This is a genomic window from Chachezhania sediminis (genome assembly GCF_009765275.1).
Taxonomy (GTDB): domain Bacteria; phylum Pseudomonadota; class Alphaproteobacteria; order Rhodobacterales; family Rhodobacteraceae; genus Chachezhania; species Chachezhania sediminis.
The window spans coordinates 186,167-203,662 of the sequence record NZ_VOPH01000001.1 but is presented as its reverse complement, the minus strand read 5'-3'; the positions used below and the strand labels follow the sequence as shown (position 1 = coordinate 203,662).

Genomic DNA, 17,496 nt, shown 5'->3' with positions numbered 1-17,496 from the left:
AGCCGAACTGTAGCGTCGCATTACAAACTCGCATTGTGCGAGAGATCTCGCGATTAACCAAACGTAGAGTGGAGCCAAATGCCAACGTACAACTTACACCTTCAAACCGGCATAAACACCGGCTGAAAAAGTGTAATAGAGCATCAATATATTTAGAGAATTGCCAGATTTCTCAATGAAATCCAAGACAAGTGGCGGGCCGAAGACGGTGAAACCGAGAACTACACCTACGCTATAACCCTACAAAGTAGATAAAGCCCTTTCGTCACGCTGATCTCTTGTAAACGTGGAAAACTTCCCAGGTCGCCGTGCCTTCAGCGAAACTCGGTGCGTCACGCTCTCCCGCGCACGCGCCGCATTTTGCGCGCTTAGTGATGGCAGAAGTCTTTACCTCATCAAAGATAGTCTTGATTCAAACCCTTTATCGCTGCTAAACCTATCAAGCATTAGCTTTACTTTCGTTTCACCAATACTCATTTCAAAAGGTTCGCACCGCGCAAGCTGTTCCTGAATGACGCCGGAATTTCCTTTCAAAGCCTTATTGGAAAGTTCCAAAGCAAGCCTTCTAAATTCAGCCAACGCTTCGTCGGCGAGATATTGGTCGACAAAATGTCCGCGAAACTTGATCTGCTTTACAGCTCCTTCGATGCCCGAAAACGAGTAGTTACCAATACTGGGAAGGATGCCTTCATCCAGATGGCGGGCTGCTACACCTGACCACCATTCCTCTCCGTCGCCGCTTGCATGATAGTCGTTCGTTCGAAGACCTTCATCTGCAAGAAATTCTCGCGCGGAAAAGGACTCCAGCCTTTTAAGTCATCAACTTCGGGGGGATTTTCCTCCTGCCGCTCATAGTGAAGGATATCCAGGATAATTTTATCGACATCAGCCGCGACTCTGGCTGGCATGATGTGGAATTGCCTGATGGCTCGTCTCAACAACCACGGTCGCGCTAGGAACGTCAGAATGAAGCGTTTCCTGGCGTAAGCCTTCAACTCATCAGAGTGAAAAGTCTTCTGGTCTATCTGGATACGAGCGCCTTTAATGTGAGAATAGCAATGAAGTGCATAGAAAAATGGGATGGAAAATACTGTGAGGTAGATTGGCAGGATAAAGTTTCGTGCTGTTTCTATCGTGAAGAATGTCTCCGGCTCCGCCCAGATTTGAGAGACGGGATGCCACAGAACGGTCAAAGCCGCGATGACCAGTACCCATGTAAGCAGTTTTTTGACCGCAGCGTGCTCAGGATCGCGCTCCGAGAAGACAGCAAGTAGCGCGATGAATGTGACAACAGGTGTCAGGATGAACTGGGTGGGCAGACTAAATGTCTTCGCAACATATATGAACTCGATCAAAGTCGCCCCGCTGAGAACGGCTGTAGCATATCCACGAAAATGCTGCGTTCCCTCTTTGGCTTCGAATGCGCGAAACAACAATGGTAGGCCGCCGACAAAGTACCAGACAGCCGTCGGCGCGATTTGGCTGGATGTCCAAAGCCCGGTCCTGCTCCCGAACCATGCAAGAAAGCCGATCCAACCGACAAACGATCCGAAGATAACCGGCAATTTTCTGTCCGCTAACGCTCGGACGACCCCGAACAGCGATTTGCGCACGTCTTTCTTTATCGAGACAAGGCCAAGGATCAGAACGACCCAAGCGGCTCCCACAATTTCACGGTTGTTAAAGTTCTGAGTGACCCACAGCCAGCTTTCGTTCATTCTGGCGCTCGGAGGCTTTTGCCGTCGGGAAGATACCGATCCAACACAGCGAACACGCCTGCGGATTTCCAGAGCTGCCTATTGCCAATCACGTACAAGGAAGCTTTTGCGCGGGTAACGGCCACGTTGACTAAGTTTGGCCTTCTCCCAGCCCAGGCGCGCGCTCCGTTTTGCGAAGACATCTGCGCCCCCAGAACAAAGAACACGATTCCGGCTTCCCGGCCCTGAACGGTATGAACCGTCCCGACATGTTCCGAAACCCAAGCGTTCGGATTGTCAACCCATCCATCCAAAACACGGCTCTGAACGATTTCTCGGCGCAGATTGTCCTGAACGATCACGAAAGGCGTCACGACATAGAGGTCGGCATCCACCCCGCCGCTTTTCAGTTTTTGTATCATGTCAATCAGGACAGCGGCTTCATCGGCACACCATTTATCCGGTCCCGGTTTTCCTTGAACGTCGATCCAAGCGGACGAGCCAAGGATGGGATTCTCCGGAGTGGGCTTCTTGGCCTGCACCATCAGGTTCGAATAGGCGATCTCGTTTGAGATATCGAACATCGGGCTATCGCAGCGCCGATGCACAAGAAGGGGAGCACCCACGTCCCGGTGACCGCTGCCGATAGGGAAGCGGGCGCAATAAATACTGGCCGCATCGGCCACCGTCTGCACGGAGGCTTCCGGTGCATTGTATTTGAGAGGATCGATCCCGAAGAAAGCGCAGACCTCTTCTGTCAGACTGTTCGGCAATGTGACCACAGGTTCAATCTGGAGCGGATCACCAACAACAACTGCATGTTTTGTGCGCAGCATTGCTCCAACAGCGGCCTGCGGAACTGCTTGGCCAGCTTCGTCCACCAGCAGCCACCCGAGAGCTTCCGGAGCAAGACGCGAGAACATCCTGTTGACGGACGCGAATGTCGTGGAAACGACCGGCACCACCAGAAAGAACGACGACCAAAGGTCGGCGATCAAATCATCCTTTTGCGGTGTGCCGAGGGAACGTGTTCCGAATGATTCGACAAAGACAGACAGGTTTTGCCGCAGCGGATCGGCAGCGCCGTCAATAAAGGCGCGGTGCAGATGAATGGCCGCTTCAAACACATCATCGCGCAGGATTCTGGCGGCTTGATCGAACCAGACATGGGCCGTCTGAATATCCTCATGTGCGCTGGCGAAAAATGCGGCATCGGGCACTGAAGCTTTTAACTGTCGGCATGCCTCAGCCGTCTGCGCTTCAATTCGTTCTTTCTCAGTCTCCAATGCCTTGATCTGTTGGACCGATTGTTCAATCAGGTTTTGCTTTGCTGCCAGGCCAGAATGGAGTGTATCGAAATTCCGTTTTGAGGCGGCGTATGCTCCGGCGGTTTCTCTCTCCTGGTTCTCCAGGGTGCGGAACCCGGTCAACCAGTCTTTGAAACGCCGCGTCTGGAACAAACGGGCTAGAAGTCCCGGTCGTATGGCGAAATGAGACTCCTTCCGCTGGCGGCTTGAAGCCGCAGCAGATTCCGCGCACTGAATCCCCCCTTGGGCTTCTGATAGCCTGAGCTGAAGCGCAGCCACTTCATCCTGAAGTTCTGGTTGCCTTGATTGAATGTCAGTGATCTCGGCAGAGACCGCGACCAGACGCAAAAGCTGGACGTGAAGCGATTGCAATCTCTTCTGGTTCTCCCCGGATGTCTTCAAAGCTTGCAGAAAATCTGTGCGGGCCTTTTCCCAACGAACAGCTGCTTCCCTAGCGTTTGCCGGGGGGCGTTCCCGATCAACGATTTCTCGGTTGCGTCTAAGCGGCAGGCCGTCCTTCTGCGGCTCCGAAACGATCTGCGGGATGCCGCTGGCATGGTTCAGGTAGGTGGATAGGCCGTTTTCGTCATCACGCCAGAAATTTTGCGAAAACACATAGCGGTTGGTGGCATTTCCAAGAACAGCCGCGATTGCCCCCCAGGTCTCGCGTTCCAGCAAATTGTCAGAAACTGTCTTGAAGTAACGCAGGTCCGGTGCATCTCCAGCAATGGCGTCCAGCGCCGGAAGTTCAGTACTTACATTCTCGACCGCCTTGTTGTTAGAAGAGGTCACGATCATCTCAAAGCCCTTCAACTTCTCATCAAGCTTGTGAAGGGTGATTTTCGCGCCGCTTCTTTGTAGGCTTTGAGATGTGGGTGAAAACGCATCAGCGGGACGCTTATAGGTACACATCACCTCGGCACGTTCAACGACGCGGGCGGCGACCACATCCCGTAAAAGTGTCGTTTTACCTGTGCCCGGCGGACCATTCACCGCCAGTATCCCGGTCTTCATTAAGATGGGCGCCGTCGCGTTCATAGCGGCTTGCTGCAACAAAGCCAGCGGGAAACGCCCATTGCCCGGCCATCGCCCAAGGGGCGTCAGGGCAGGCTGGAGCAAATGCTGCAAGCCAGCATCATCCTGAAGAAGATCGGTTTTGTGAGGCGGTTTCTCGACCCCCAAGTAGTGCTTCAGGGCGTGCGGAAGGCTCCCTTTTTGCGCGTGGGTTCGCGCCGCTGCCAGGTCTTCCAGGAAGAACGAGTTGAGCAAGCCGGGTTCGGGCGGGTTTTTTCTGGCAAAGAACTCATAGCGACGCAGCGCAAAATATGGTGACTTCACCTCAAGTGCGGCCAAGCCCATCACATCGACAAGAAACGCGAAAAGCTCATCAATATGTTTTTTCGTCAGCGGGAGAACTTCATCCTGACGGCCGCGCCGGATTAGGATTTTGCGGAGCGCCTCCTTGAGGCTCCTTTCATGGCAAGGCCATTCCGCCAATGCCTTCAGATCGCCCTTCAGTGCAATCGGCGCGCCCCAGGCGAAGCTGGAAATGGCCAAACTGTTTTCTTCTTCGAGCGGCCTGCCTTCTTTGTCTAGAAGAATGCTGGCAACCGGGCAGTATCCCCTCATGCTCGGCTTATCAGGGCGTTTGTCGGCATAGACCTTAAGCAGGCTTTCAACCGCTGGGCCAAGGGCAACAGCCCCCAACATCAACTCGTAGTAAAGCCGCTTTTTCGGACGTGAGCGCTCGCCCGCTTTCCATGGCAGTTCAGCATCTTCAAATCGTGCGATCCGCGACCTGTCGCCGGCCACCAGATCGGTTTCGCGGCGATAGCCTTGTGGCGACAGCACCTCAAGTGCCGTCCAGGTGCGTAGAATGTTCTGCGGATCGTTTGTGACCGGCGGATTGGCACCGGGCTTTGCTATTGGTTGCTCTGGGCCAGAAGGAAATACCAGCCCATCATTCCGGGCAGGTTTGTCAATCATCTTTGGTTTCAAGTCGACCGTTTTACGGGAAAGTGGGGGCGGAGCCGGGCCCAGATTTTTGCTGTCGTTGGCAGCAAGAACTTTGTCTTTGAGAGCAATGGCGCGTTGCGTGTTGCGGAATTCTAGCTCATGCAAGAGTCGGTGTAGTATTTCACTGCTGCTTCGACTGTTCGCAAATACCGCCTCCAGCTCTGCTATTGACTTCTTGAAGTAAGGTCTTTCCGCCATAAATTCTTTACCTCGTTCGAGCGCCGTTCATTCGAGAATTCAGATTCATATCGTCATTTTTAACTACCAGCGGTACGCAGCTATCGCCACACGTTTCCCTTCATAGACTTGTAAGGGCGTTGCCCTCGCGCCCAGCAAGGGAAGTGGAACCGTCCGGGGTGGTTTCCCCAGCCTTCCGCGCCCCAGGGGGCTTGTGCAGGCCGGGTGATCCCCCACCACCCCGGTCGCCCTTGCTCGTTGCTACCCCAGTCTCGGCGACGGCCAGAAGGTCAGGCGCGGCGTTCCGCTTCGCTGACCTTCAGACCCGAGGATCAGAGACATGACCAACCATTCCGACACGAGCCCCCGCATCTATGTTGCCTGTCTGGCGGCTTACAATAGTGGCTATCTGCATGGCGTCTGGATCGACGCGGACCAGGACGCCGGTTCGATCAGGGACGAGATTGCCGCGATGCTGGCGCGGTCCCCCATCAAGGGCGCCGAGGAACACGCGATCCACGATTATGAAGGCTTTGAGGGCGTCACCATCCACGAATATTCGAGGATCGAAACTGTCGCGCGCATGGCGGCTTTCATTGGCAAACATGGCGCGCTCGGCGCTGGCGTGCTGGCGGAGCTGGACGACGACATCGAACAGGCCGAAACCGCTTTGCAAGATTGCTATCATGGCCAGTTCACCAGCCTTGCGGACTACATGGAAGAGCTGACATCCGACTGCATCACCATCCCCGAAGCCCTGCGCTATTATATCGACTGGATTATATCGACTGGAAGGCGATGGCCCGCGACGCCGAACTGAACGGCGAGTTTTTCACTGTCGAGACCAGCTATGACGAGGTGCATGTGTCTTCCAGTAGGTGAAACGGCGCCGCCTGCCCGCGAAGAAGCGGGCAGGCATATGGCGGAATCCTCGAAATGATGCAAAAAAAGTAACCAAATATGATCGGGTTAGCCGATCAGGCTATCTGATTTCAGTAACTTCCGTTGTTCCAGTCAGCCTTTCACGATCTCCAGTCGGGGCGCGTTCCATCCGCTCCGGTTTGAGAGGTGACGCCATGCTGAAAGGCATCGACTGGCGTTCACCGGCGGCATACCGACATGCGAAGCACATCCCGGCCGCCGGTTTCGCCTGGGAATACCTGCGCCGGAATGACGATTATCGGCGTGACTTTCAGGCCGTCGCGGCAACCCGGCGGCCGGGCGGTTCCATACTTGAAGCCTTCGCAGATCTCAGGGGCTTGCGATTTCCCGTGCGACCCCGACGCCCCGCCTGACCGACAATCCCCATCTGGAGTCCCGACCTTCAACCGCAGGCCGTGATGTTGTCCCCGACCGAACACAAACGGAGCGCTACACAGCCTGTCATGTCGCTGGCGCATCTTGATGGCCTCGATCTGCGCCGTGCCCCCGATGGCTGGCACGGCATCTGGCAGGTGGAAGGCACCACGCATCAATTCTGGTTGCCTGGCACGACACCGGACGCTAGCGCGTTCTACGCCGTTATTCTGCCGATTGATACGTTTCTGGAACTGCGCGCTCACGCAGCCCGCCGCTTCTGGCGATCCCTCAACGGCCGCAAGCCCGGTCCTGATTTCCGCGCCCTTCCACCCCAACGCAGGCAATGGCACATGCTATCGTTACGGGCTCCGGATGCCCAGCAGCACGGTGAAAGCTATCGCTCCATCGCCGAAACGCTGCTGGGGTTTCGCGGTGCAAAGGAGGATTTCGAGGTGGCCCCGCGCAAGAACAAGGCTCGCCGACTGGTCGCACATGGCGTCAAGATGATGCGCGGTGGTTATCGTCTATTGCTGCACTATCCAATCAAAGTGCAGAGTGCTGGAACGCTGTGAGAAGCCTTGATGGGAAAAGCAGAAAATCCAACCACTTAATTGCAGGTCATCCTGTATTGTGCCAACGTCATGCGGCTCACCGGTGCGATCAAGACATAAAGACTTTAACGGAAACGGAACTCGAAGACCTCGCAATCAATGCCAAGGCTGCGCACAAAAAAACCTGTAATTGTTCTTGGCAGTGGTGCATCTATTCCCCACGGCATTCGCGGCATGGACGACTTAGCGAACTGGCTTCGTGAAAACGTGCAACCCGCTGATGAATCAGAGGTTGATGCTTGGGCTTTGGTTCGAACGGCGCTCGTGGCAGGCGACCACCTAGAAGCGGCGCTGGAAGGGAGAGCCTTGCCCGATTCACTGGTAGTGAAGATTGTTCGATCCACGTGGGATTTTATTGCACAGGATGACTACAGCCTGTTAAAGTCGGCAATCACCGAGAATATAGCCTTCCCACCGCGATCAATGTTCGCAGGACTATTCCACAGCACCAATCGCAACATTCATGTTGTCACTACCAACTATGATCGGGTTGTTGAATATGCGGCTGATACAGGCGGGTACATTCATAACACGGGTTTTCTTCCCGGAAACGTGCGGCGCGCAGATGGCGCAGAAAATATGATCTTTAAGCAAGGAAACAACCTTGCACGGACCGTCACGGTCTGGAAGGTCCGCGGCTCGCTAGATTGGTTCTCTGACCCTCATGGCGGCGTGATGTCGCTTCCAATGACCAGTGAACTTCCCGATGGGCTTGTTCCGCTTATTGTTACCCCAGGAGTGAGCAAATATCAGCGAACCCACGATGAGCCTATTCTAAGTGCCATACAGGGCGCTGATCGCGTTCTAAGCATCCGCCGATGCGTTTATCCGCATTGGTACGGTTTCCGCGACAGCCACATTTACCCAAAACTTGTAACGCGCTGTCGTGTGCATGATACGCCGATTCTAGTGGCAGCGCGAACGCTGACTCCCGAGGCGAAAGACTTTTTGAAAAATAACGCCGGACGGCGCTATCTTACACTCGAATATCATGAAAATGGAACCATGATATATAACGTCGAATACCCAGGCGGCGTAGCTATTGAAGGTGCAAGCTACTGGGAGCTACCATCACTACTTGAACTTATTGGGTATTAGGGGCGAGTACTGAGCATTCTTGACTTCCAGGACGAAGAAAGCCTGGGCAAAATTATTGCCGTTGATACCGCGACCGTAACTGTCCGAGTGGACGAGTTGGAACGCCTGAAAAGAATCCAAGTGTACAGGCTGACGGCGCTAAGAAGTTCCAAGGCCGGTCAGCATTTGATTGGAATCGTATCGCGCATCACACGAAAGGCGGGAGACGAGGTTGCAGGTGAAGGTGCTGAAGGAGACCCGGAGGCTGTACTACCCGAAAACAATCTTGTTCGAATCGCCTTGATCGGAACACTCGTAGACAAGGAAGGTCTCAAGGAGAACGTGTTCAAGCGAACGCTTGAAACTGTTCCTGAGATTGATGCCGATTGCTTTTCAACGGAAGGCCAGCGCCTTACAGACTTCATGCAGGTTATCTCACAGGTTGCCGGCAATGGGCCGCAGCTTGACCTTGGTCGGTATGCTTTGGACGAAGATGCGCGGGCATTGCTGAACGGCAACCGCCTGTTTCAACGTCATGCCATCGTCGTGGGCAGTACAGGAAGTGGAACATCCTTCACAATTGCCCGCCTTCTCGATCAAATTGCCGAACTTCCGGAGGCCAATGTTATCCTGTTTTACATCCATGGCGAATGCCAAGACTTGGATAGTGATGAGTTTCGAAATCTGCGAATCGCGGGGCCGGGAGATATCGGACAAGATAAAGGTCTCGCAGACGGCGTACTGCACTTGCCATTCTGGTTGCCTGGGTATGAGGCCCTGGTTTCACTATTTGTAGTTCGCTCCGATCAAAATGCGCCAAATCAAGAGATGTTAATGACGCGCTGCATCACTGATGTACAGCGGGCGATGCTTGATCCGGCGCATCACGCAGACATCCTGGCAAACTTCACTATAGACAGTCCGGTGTCATTTGACATTGATGGTGTCCACCAGGAGCTCGCCAAATTAAATGAACAAATGGCTCCAGGAGCAAACAATCGAGAAAAGAAAGGGCCATACTTTGACAAATTAAGTCGTTTGATCGCTCGGTTTGAAGCCAAGCGGGATGATAGACGGCTCGAGTTTATATTTCAGCCGCAGGCTACATGTATGGACATGGCTTGGTTGTCCGAGGTCACACACCTTTTAATTGCGAGGTCACACACCTTTTAATTGGTGGTCGCGGGTCACAAGAGGATAAGAACGGCGGCATTAAGATTATCAGTTTTTCAGAAGTTCCGTCGGATATTCCACCGCTCATGGTAAGCCTAATAGCGCGGCTAGTCTTTACGGTGAGCCAATGGACTGCGCCAGAAAATCGACATCCAATCGCGCTTTTCTGTGATGAAGCCCATTTGTATATTCTTGGACGTGTATCGTCAGATTCATCAGACGAAATTTCGGTTGGAATTTTCGAACGCATCGCCAAGGAAGGTCGCAAATACGGTGTTGGATTGGTAGTAATCAGTCAAAGGCCCTCCGAGGTCAATCGGACTGTTCTCAGCCAGTGCAACAACGTAATGGCCATGCGACTGACGAATGGGGATGACCAGTCCGTCATTAAGCGCCTGTTGGCCGACAGCCTTGGTGGTTTTGGCGATCTTTTGCCCGTTCTTGACATTGGCGAGGCGTTAGTTGTTGGCGACGCGAGCCTACTTCCTACACGGGTGGTGGTTGCGGAACCAAGATTCAAGCCGAACAGTGCAACTGTTGATTTCTGGGATCGCTGGCGTGATGCAGAGCCTTTGGGTGGAACCGATAGCGCTGTCCGGTCGTGGCGACGGCAGAGCAATCAATAGTCTAAATTCGCTTGGCAACGCCCTGTTCCAATATCCGCCGATACCCCTCGCGTGAAAGCCATTGCGCGCGTTCGAGATGGCTTTGCCAGCAGCGGTAGGTTCGCCGTTCATCGGTAGCCGGGTCGCGATGCAGGACGATTTGAGCAACGTCCTGCCAGTCCGCACCCTCGGCCGTGTCGTCCAGCAGCCGCAGATACGTCACGAAATGTCGTTCGTCGTAGGCGGTTACGCCTGCGAGCCGTGCGTGGTGGGTGCTTCGGCTGTCGGAGCCAACCAATCCGCAAGCGATCCTGGCTTATCGGCTATGATTCCGGCCAGCTTGCCGACGCCCGTCGCCCAGTCCCAGCAGGGCGGTATCCGTCTGGAGGGCGGATCGGGTGCGCGGAAGGCGATGAAAGACTCGGGGCTGGCGGAACTGTTCAGCAACCGGCCCCATGCGCCGATGATGGGAACGCCCACGGCGAACCCGGCCCCGACGGCATGTCCGGGCCGATGGGCGTGAAAGCCATCGTCAATCACCTGAACGGCAATCATATCTACACCCGCAATGGGGGCCGCTGGGGTATCGGCCAGCTTCACCGCGTCCTGACCCGGCGCACCTATATGGGCGAGCATCAGTGCAACAAACGCTACAAGCGGGGCGAGGTGAAGACGGAGAAGGAGGTCGTCACCGCCCCCGTGCCACCGCTGATCGACCGCGAGACCTTCGACGCCGTGCAGAGCCGCCTGCAGGCGAACAACCCCAAGGTCACGCCGCCGCGCGTGGTCAGCGGCCCGAATCTGCTGACCGGCATCTGCTATTGCGGCAATTGCGGCGGCGCCATGACGCTGCGCACCGGCAAGAGTGGCCGCTACCGCTACTACGCCTGTTCGATCCGGGCGCGACAGGGCGCGACCGGCTGCAAGGGCCGCGCGATCCCGATGGACAAGCTCGACAGGATGGTGGTGAACCATATCGAGGAACGCCTGCTGGACCCGGAGCGGATCGAGGATGTGCTGGCATCATTGCTGGACCGCCGCCAGGAAGGCGTCGAACGCCGCAGCCAGCACATCGCCGAGCTGAACCAACGTGCGGCCGAGGCCGACATGCGCCTCAAGCGGCTCCACGACGCCATCGAATCCAGTTCACTCGATCCATCCGAATCTGCCCTGGGCGAGCGCATAGCGGGCCTCACGGCGCTACGCGATCAGGCCCACGCCGATGCAACGCGGATCGAAGCCATGCTGGCAAGCTCGACCCTTCAGCGCCTCACCGGCGCAGCCGTGCGCGAATTGGCAGACGAAGCACGCCGCAGATTGCGTCTCGGAAGGGGCGGCTATCGGCGGGAACACGTCCTGGCCTTCGCCCAGCGCGTCGAGGTCGCCGACGACGCGATCTACATCAAGGGCAATAAAAACACCCAGCTACGGACGCTGGTAGCCACAAAAGGAGGGAAATCGGCGGCAACCGGCGTTCCCGGTTTTATACCAAGGTGGCGGAGAGACAGGGATTCGAACCCTGGAGACGGTTTCCCGCCTACACACTTTCCAGGCGTGCGCCTTCGACCACTCGGCCACCTCTCCGTGGCGCGGATATTTGCCGTATCGTCGCGCGCTTTGCAAGGCGGAAATCCCCGGGAAAACAATGGAAATCATCTCGGCGGTTCAGGGCCTGCCGCCCGGGTGGCACGGGTCCGGTTTCCGTGCAGTCCTGAAGGCCGCGTTTTGGCGGGCGCGGGGCCTTCGCTTTCCGGGATCGCCCGCCTATGGTCCGCCCCGGCGGACCGGGTTTTCGGGCCCCATCGGTAACAGGAGGTGACCCATGTCGAACCAGGAACCGCTGATCGCCGTGATCGGGCTGGGTTATGTCGGCCTGCCGCTGGCGGTGGAGTTCGGCAAGATCCGTCCCGTGCTGGGGTTCGACATCAAGGCGCCCCGGATCGCCGCGCTGCAGGCCGGCCATGACGAGACGCGAGAGGTGGAGCCGGAAGACCTGGCCGCAGCCAGAGGTCTGCGGTTCAGTGCGGACCCGGCAGATCTGGCGCATGCCACGATCTATATCGTTACCGTGCCCACGCCGATTCATGCCGACAAGCGGCCGGATCTGGGGCCACTGCGCGCCGCCTCGGAAACCGTGGGTCGGGTGCTTAAGCCCGGCGACCTGGTCATCTATGAAAGCACCGTCTTCCCGGGCGCGACCGAGGAGGTCTGCGTGCCGGTTCTGGAGGCGGAATCGGGCCTGGTCTTCAACCGCGACTTCCATTGCGGCTACAGCCCCGAACGGATCAATCCCGGCGACAAGGGGCACCGGCTGCCGTCGATCCGCAAGGTGACGTCCGGCTCGACCCCCGAGGCGGCCGAGAGGGTCGATGCGCTTTATGCCGCGATCATCACGGCGGGAACCTACAAGGCGGAAAGCATCCGCGTGGCCGAGGCGTCGAAGGTGATCGAGAACACGCAGCGTGACCTGAACATCGCGCTGATCAACGAACTGGCGATCATCTTCAACCGGATGGGAATCGATACCGAGGCGGTGCTGAAAGCGGCGGGAACCAAATGGAACTTCCTGCCGTTCCGGCCCGGCCTGGTGGGCGGGCACTGTATCGGGGTGGACCCGTACTACCTGACCTACAAGGCGCTGGAGATGGGCTATGACCCGCAGGTGATCCTGGCGGGGCGTCGGATCAACGACCAGATGGGCGGCTATGTGGCGGGCCAGATGATCAAGGCGATGCTGAAGCGGAAGATCCAGGTGAACGGCGCCAGGGTGCTGGTGCTGGGCCTGACCTTCAAGGAGAACTGCCCCGACCTGCGCAACACCCGCGTCATCGACGTAGTGAGGGAGCTGCAGGACTATGGCATCCGGGTCGACGTCCACGATCCACTGGCCGATCCGGCCGAGGCGCAGCTGGAATATGGCCTGACCCTGACGGAGAGGCCTGCGCCCCGCACCTATGACGGTGTGATCGTGGCCGTGGCCCATGCCGATTATCTGGCGCAAGGGGTCGAAGGCATCCGTGCCTATGGCACCCAGGAACACGTTCTCTATGATCTGAAATCGATTCTTCCCCCCGGCGCTTCGGACCTGCGGCTGTAGCGCGGGGTACGCCCCGCCGCGCGTCCCTCTCGCCCTTGTCACACGGTGCCCATGGACGGCGCCGCCGCACCGGCGCTAGCATGCCCGGAGCACAGGGTATCGGGGGTAGAGGCAATGTTTCGGATCCTGGCGGGACTGACGGTCCCGGCATTCGCCGTGCCGGTACTGGCCGGGCTGGCACTGGCGGGCCCCGCGATGGCGGAGGAGCCGCTGTGGATGCCGGACCCGGCCGGCGGAACATCGATCATGCTGGCAGACTGCGCCGACTGCGCCTCTGCCCAGGCGCGGCTGGTGTTGGCTTGCGTACCGGGCGGCGTCCGCATCGCGCCGGCGGCATCCCTGCCGGCCACCGGCGTGTCGTGTCCCGCGGCGGTCGAGATCCTGTTCCGGGTCGATTCCGATTCCTTCCCGCGCCTGGGCACCGCCAGTTTCGACGAAGCCAGCAGCCTTTGCGCGGTCGAGACCGTGGTCCGGCCGACCGATCCGCTGGTCTATGCCTTGCGGCGGGGACGGGCGCTGGTGGCAGCGCCTGCCGGCGGGGCGGCGCTGGAAACGCCGCTGGGTGGGTCGAACCAGGCGATTGCCGGGCTTCTGGCGGAATGCGGGTAACGGCGGGACTCCGAGGTTGCCCAAACGTCAAATCGAGAAAATCGCGCGTGGATGATTTTTCCGGCAAAACGCGCTTGACGGGGCAGGGGGCTGACAATAATACACCCCAACGCTTCGGACGGACGCCACGGCAGACACCGAAGCAAGCAGCGGGCGGTTGTAGCTCAGTTGGTTAGAGTACCGGCCTGTCACGCCGGGGGTCGCGGGTTCGAGCCCCGTCAACCGCGCCACTGCTGCTTGATTTCATGGACATCGGTTCACGAAATGCCGGAGACGGGGGCCTAGCCCCCGCCCCGGGCCTTTCTTTCATTTCAATAGCTTGGACCGTAATCGTGTCCTGCCGGTTTCTTCGGGAATTGGCCGTGACACGAGTCGTCAAGGATGTGTGCCGACCTTGAATACTCAGGGGCAGTGTCGTGTCGGCCGATCGCTTTCCAGTGTCGGGCCCAAGCCCTGGGAGCAGATCCCGGCCCGGGGTTTTCGCCACCGCCGGCATGGGGGCGCTGCCCCCGCCGCGCACGCGGGGCGCGCGCGCGTCTCCCCCGGAGGTACTTGGAAAGAGAAGAAGGCAGGCGCCTCCCGGGCTTCTCCTTTTCTCAAATACTCCGGGGGAGTCCGCGCAACGCGCGGGCGGGGCAGAGCCCCCGCAGAACCCACAATGCCGGCGCTGACGCATCCCGTAGGGCGGGGATTGCCCCGCCGCCACGAAAATGTTCAGCCGGCCTGTTGCAGTGCCGCCAGGATACGGGCCCAGCTGCGGGTGCCCTTGTGGAAGCTCTCCAGGTCGTATTTCTCGTTCGGCGAGTGGATCTGGTCGTCGTCCTTGCCGAAACCGATCAGCACCGGAGGCGTGGCCAGCAGGTTCTGGAAATGGCCGGCGATGGGAATCGAGCCGCCGCAGCCGATATAGGCGGCCGTGTCGGGCCATTCGTCGCTGAGCGCCTGCCGCGCGGCCTCGTAGGCCGGGTTGTCGGTGTCGAAACGGCCCGCCTTCGATGCGCCATGGGCGTGCCATTCGACCGCGCAATCCGCCGGCAGCATGCCTTCGACAAAGGTGCGGAAGCTTTCGCGGATCGCGTGCGGGTCCTGGTCGCCGACCAGGCGGAAGCTGATCTTGGCGTGGGCTTCCGACGCGATCACGGTCTTGAAGCCGTCGCCGGTATAGCCGCCCCAGATGCCGTTGACCTCGCAGGTGGGGCGCGACCAGATCATTTCCAGGACCGAGCGGCCCTTTTCGCCCGCGGGGACCGAGAGGCCGACGCCGCCCAGGAAGGCCTCGGCATCGAAGCCCAGGCCGTCCCATTGCGCGCGCATGGAATTCGACACCTCGGGCACGCCGTCATAGAATCCGGGGACCGTGATCTTGCCGTTCTCGTCGTGAAGCGCCGATATGACGTTCGACAGGACCCGGATCGGGTTCGCCGCCGCGCCCCCGAAATAGCCGGAATGCAGGTCCTTGTCGGCTGCCTTGATCGTCAGTTCCTCGCCCAGAAGGCCGCGCAGCATGGTGGTGATCGCGGGCACCCGGCTTTCGAACAGGCCGGTGTCACAGATCAGGGCCATGTCGGCTTTCAGCTCGGCCGCGTTTTCCTTCATGAAGGGAACGAGCGAGGGCGAACCCGATTCCTCTTCTCCTTCGAAGAAGAAGGTGATCTTGCAGGGCAGCGATCCGTGGATTGCCTTCCACGCGCGACAGGCCTCGACAAAGGTCATCAGCTGGCCCTTGTCGTCGGCCGAACCGCGGCCACGGATGACGCGGCCCTTGGCCGTGTCCTGAATTTCCGGATCGAAGGGATCGCGGTCCCAGAGGTTCAGCGGATCGACCGGCTGCACGTCGTAATGGCCGTAGAAGAGGACATGCGGCCCGGGCCCGTCGATATGGCCCACCACCATCGGATGGCCCGGCGTGGCGCGCTTTTCGGCGTCGACGCCCAGGGATTTCAGGTCTTCGACCAGCCAGTCGGCGGCTCGGTCGCAGTCGGCCTTGTAGGCGGTGTCGGTCGAGATCGAGGGGATCCGGAGAAGTTCCATCAGGCGATCAAGCGCCTGGGGAAGGTCGGCGTCGATCTGGGACAGGACGTTGTCTAGGGTCATGCGGGATCTCCTGTTCAGGGATGATGGGCCTTGGGCCGGAGGCGCGGTGGGCAGGTCGCCGATGCCGCTGCCGGCGGTCGCGGCGGAGCCTAGCAGGCGGAAGGGCAGTGTCCAGCGCCCGCCGGGATAGGGCCCGGTGCCGCAACGTCGCCCCGTCGGCTGCGGGCAGGGACCGGGGCACCCTTTTTCGCACGGACCGGTCACTTTTCCGTTCCAAACTTGATTTCCGTATCACTGCGGGGCAAGTCTGGCGCCCACGCGACGGGTCAAATTTGATCGACGTCAAGGAAGCAATGGCGGGTCCGCCGCATATCGCAGGTTGCGGGATCTGGCTGAAACTAATAATTCATAAAGTTGAATACGGCTAGGTTGCTGCACAAGACGGGACGCCGCGCCAAACTGCGCGGCCAGGAACGGAGACGACAGGTGGATTACACTGCCCAGCTCGACAACGCACTTCAGCAACTCCACACCGAGGGCCGCTATCGCACCTTCATCGATATCGAGCGTGATCGCGGCCAGTTCCCACATGCGACCTGGACTCGGGCCGACGGCACGAAACGTCCGATCACCGTCTGGTGCGGCAACGACTACCTGGGCATGGGCCAGCATCCGGCTGTCCTGGAGGCGATGCACGAGGCTCTCGATGCAACCGGCGCCGGGTCGGGCGGCACGCGCAACATTTCCGGAACCACCGTCTATCACAAGCGGCTGGAGGCAGAGCTGGCCGACCTGCACGGCAAGGAATCGGCGCTGCTCTTTACCTCGGCCTACATCGCGAACGACGCGACGCTGTCGACGCTGCCGAAGCTGTTCCCGGGCCTGATCATCTATTCGGACGAACTGAACCATGCCTCGATGATCGAGGGCGTGCGCCGCAATGGCGGGGCCAAGCGGATCTTCCGGCACAACGATACCGACCACCTGCGCGCACTTCTGGCAGCCGACGATCCGAAGGCGCCGAAGTTGATCGCCTTCGAATCCGTCTATTCCATGGATGGCGACTTCGGCCCGATTGAGGCGATCTGCGACCTGGCCGACGAATTCGGCGCGCTGACCTATATCGACGAGGTGCATGCCGTGGGCATGTACGGCCCGCGGGGCGGCGGCGTGGCGGAACGGGACCGGCTGATGCACCGGCTGGACATCATCAACGGGACGCTCGCCAAGGCCTATGGCGTGATGGGCGGCTATATCGCGGCGTCCGAAAAGATGTGCGACGCAGTGCGATCCTACGCGCCGGGTTTCATCTTTACCACCTCTCTGCCGCCGGCGGTGGCGGCGGGGGCTGCGACGTCCGTTGCCGTGCTGAAGCGGTCGCCGGAAATCCGCGAGGTTCATCAGACCCAGGCCAAGATCCTGAAGACCCGCCTGAAGGGGCTGGGCCTGCCGATCATCGACCACGGCAGCCACATCGTGCCGGTCATCGTGGGCGACCCGGTCCATACCAAGATGATCTCGGACATGCTGCTGGAAGACTTCGGCATCTATGTCCAGCCGATCAATTTCCCGACCGTCCCGCGGGGCACGGAACGGCTGCGCTTCACCCCGTCGCCGGTCCACGGTCCGGACGAAATCGACGCGCTGGTCCATGCCATGGACAACCTATGGTCGCATTGCGCGCTCAACCGTGCCGAGCTTGCGGGCTAAGCTGCAAGAATAGGCGGGGACCCGCGGTCCCCTGTATCGACCGGTGTGCAAAGCCCTGTGCCTGTGCTACTAAAAACCTGCAAA

Annotated in this window: 13 protein-coding genes, 2 tRNA genes and 1 pseudogene; 11 read left to right on the top strand and 5 right to left on the bottom strand. The window is 58.8% G+C overall.

Annotated features, from left to right (window positions below):
- Nucleotides 1–707 precede the first annotated feature (707 nt).
- Complete coding sequence (locus FQK05_RS00945; protein ID WP_158963690.1) at nucleotides 708–1,718, bottom strand: hypothetical protein; 1,011 nt, start codon at nucleotides 1,716–1,718, stop codon at nucleotides 708–710.
- A complete protein-coding gene (locus tag FQK05_RS00940) occupies nucleotides 1,715–5,218 on the bottom strand; it encodes an AAA domain-containing protein (RefSeq protein WP_158963688.1) in 3,504 nt (1,167 codons plus the stop codon). The genes FQK05_RS00945 and FQK05_RS00940 overlap by 4 nt, the downstream gene beginning before the upstream one ends.
- Nucleotides 5,219–5,537: 319 nt before the next feature.
- Between FQK05_RS00940 and FQK05_RS00935 the strand changes: the two genes are divergently transcribed.
- The 6 genes from FQK05_RS00935 (at nucleotide 5,538) to FQK05_RS25790 (ending at nucleotide 9,983) form a co-directional block, all read left to right on the top strand.
- The gene (locus tag FQK05_RS00935; protein WP_233270309.1) at nucleotides 5,538–6,017 is read left to right on the top strand and encodes an antirestriction protein ArdA; all 480 of its coding nucleotides are present in this window, start codon (nucleotides 5,538–5,540) and stop codon (nucleotides 6,015–6,017) included.
- Between the two features lie 256 nt (nucleotides 6,018–6,273).
- Complete coding sequence (locus FQK05_RS00930) at nucleotides 6,274–6,492, top strand: transcriptional regulator domain-containing protein (RefSeq protein WP_199252573.1); 219 nt, start codon at nucleotides 6,274–6,276, stop codon at nucleotides 6,490–6,492.
- A 90-nt stretch (nucleotides 6,493–6,582) separates the two neighbouring features.
- Nucleotides 6,583–7,068 carry a DUF2285 domain-containing protein gene (locus tag FQK05_RS00925; RefSeq protein ID WP_233270308.1) on the top strand — a complete coding sequence of 162 codons (486 nt, stop codon included), beginning with the start codon at nucleotides 6,583–6,585 and terminating at the stop codon, nucleotides 7,066–7,068.
- Between the two features lie 138 nt (nucleotides 7,069–7,206).
- Complete coding sequence (locus FQK05_RS00920) at nucleotides 7,207–8,205, top strand: hypothetical protein (protein WP_158963684.1); 999 nt, start codon at nucleotides 7,207–7,209, stop codon at nucleotides 8,203–8,205.
- Between the two features lie 96 nt (nucleotides 8,206–8,301).
- The gene (locus FQK05_RS25795) at nucleotides 8,302–9,357 is read left to right on the top strand and encodes a helicase HerA domain-containing protein (protein WP_199252572.1); all 1,056 of its coding nucleotides are present in this window, start codon (nucleotides 8,302–8,304) and stop codon (nucleotides 9,355–9,357) included.
- Nucleotides 9,291–9,983, top strand: coding sequence for an ATP-binding protein (locus FQK05_RS25790; protein ID WP_233270381.1), 693 nt, complete (start codon nucleotides 9,291–9,293; stop codon nucleotides 9,981–9,983). The genes FQK05_RS25795 and FQK05_RS25790 overlap by 67 nt, the downstream gene beginning before the upstream one ends.
- A 1-nt stretch (nucleotide 9,984) precedes the next feature.
- Here FQK05_RS25790 and FQK05_RS00910 read toward each other — a convergent pair whose 3' ends face one another.
- Nucleotides 9,985–10,185, bottom strand: a complete 201-nt coding sequence (locus FQK05_RS00910; protein ID WP_407644477.1) for a hypothetical protein — start codon at nucleotides 10,183–10,185, stop codon at nucleotides 9,985–9,987.
- A 278-nt stretch (nucleotides 10,186–10,463) separates the two neighbouring features.
- Here FQK05_RS00910 and FQK05_RS25955 point away from each other — a divergent pair.
- Nucleotides 10,464–10,880 (top strand): annotated as a pseudogene (locus tag FQK05_RS25955) (recombinase family protein); the annotation flags it as partial.
- Nucleotides 10,881–11,456: 576 nt separating this feature from the next.
- On the opposite strand, the gene FQK05_RS00895 reads toward FQK05_RS25955, so the two are convergent.
- Nucleotides 11,457–11,546, bottom strand: a tRNA-Ser gene (locus FQK05_RS00895).
- 238 nt (nucleotides 11,547–11,784) lie between these two features.
- Between FQK05_RS00895 and tviB the strand changes: the two genes are divergently transcribed.
- The 3 genes from tviB (at nucleotide 11,785) to FQK05_RS00880 (ending at nucleotide 13,898) form a co-directional block, all read left to right on the top strand.
- Nucleotides 11,785–13,059 carry a Vi polysaccharide biosynthesis UDP-N-acetylglucosamine C-6 dehydrogenase TviB gene (gene tviB / locus FQK05_RS00890; RefSeq protein WP_158963680.1) on the top strand — a complete coding sequence of 425 codons (1,275 nt, stop codon included), beginning with the start codon at nucleotides 11,785–11,787 and terminating at the stop codon, nucleotides 13,057–13,059.
- Between the two features lie 114 nt (nucleotides 13,060–13,173).
- Nucleotides 13,174–13,668 (top strand): hypothetical protein, encoded by a 495-nt coding sequence (locus tag FQK05_RS00885; RefSeq protein WP_158963678.1) that lies wholly within the window; start codon nucleotides 13,174–13,176, stop codon nucleotides 13,666–13,668.
- Between the two features lie 153 nt (nucleotides 13,669–13,821).
- Nucleotides 13,822–13,898: transfer RNA gene (locus tag FQK05_RS00880), tRNA-Asp, on the top strand.
- Nucleotides 13,899–14,382: 484 nt separating this feature from the next.
- Here FQK05_RS00880 and FQK05_RS00875 read toward each other — a convergent pair.
- Nucleotides 14,383–15,762, bottom strand: a complete 1,380-nt coding sequence (locus FQK05_RS00875; protein ID WP_158963676.1) for a M20/M25/M40 family metallo-hydrolase — start codon at nucleotides 15,760–15,762, stop codon at nucleotides 14,383–14,385.
- A gap of 426 nt (nucleotides 15,763–16,188) precedes the next feature.
- On the opposite strand from FQK05_RS00875, the gene hemA reads away from it, so the two are divergent.
- Nucleotides 16,189–17,412, top strand: coding sequence for a 5-aminolevulinate synthase (gene hemA, locus FQK05_RS00870; RefSeq protein ID WP_158963674.1), 1,224 nt, complete (start codon nucleotides 16,189–16,191; stop codon nucleotides 17,410–17,412).
- The last annotated feature ends 84 nt before the right edge of the window (nucleotides 17,413–17,496 follow it).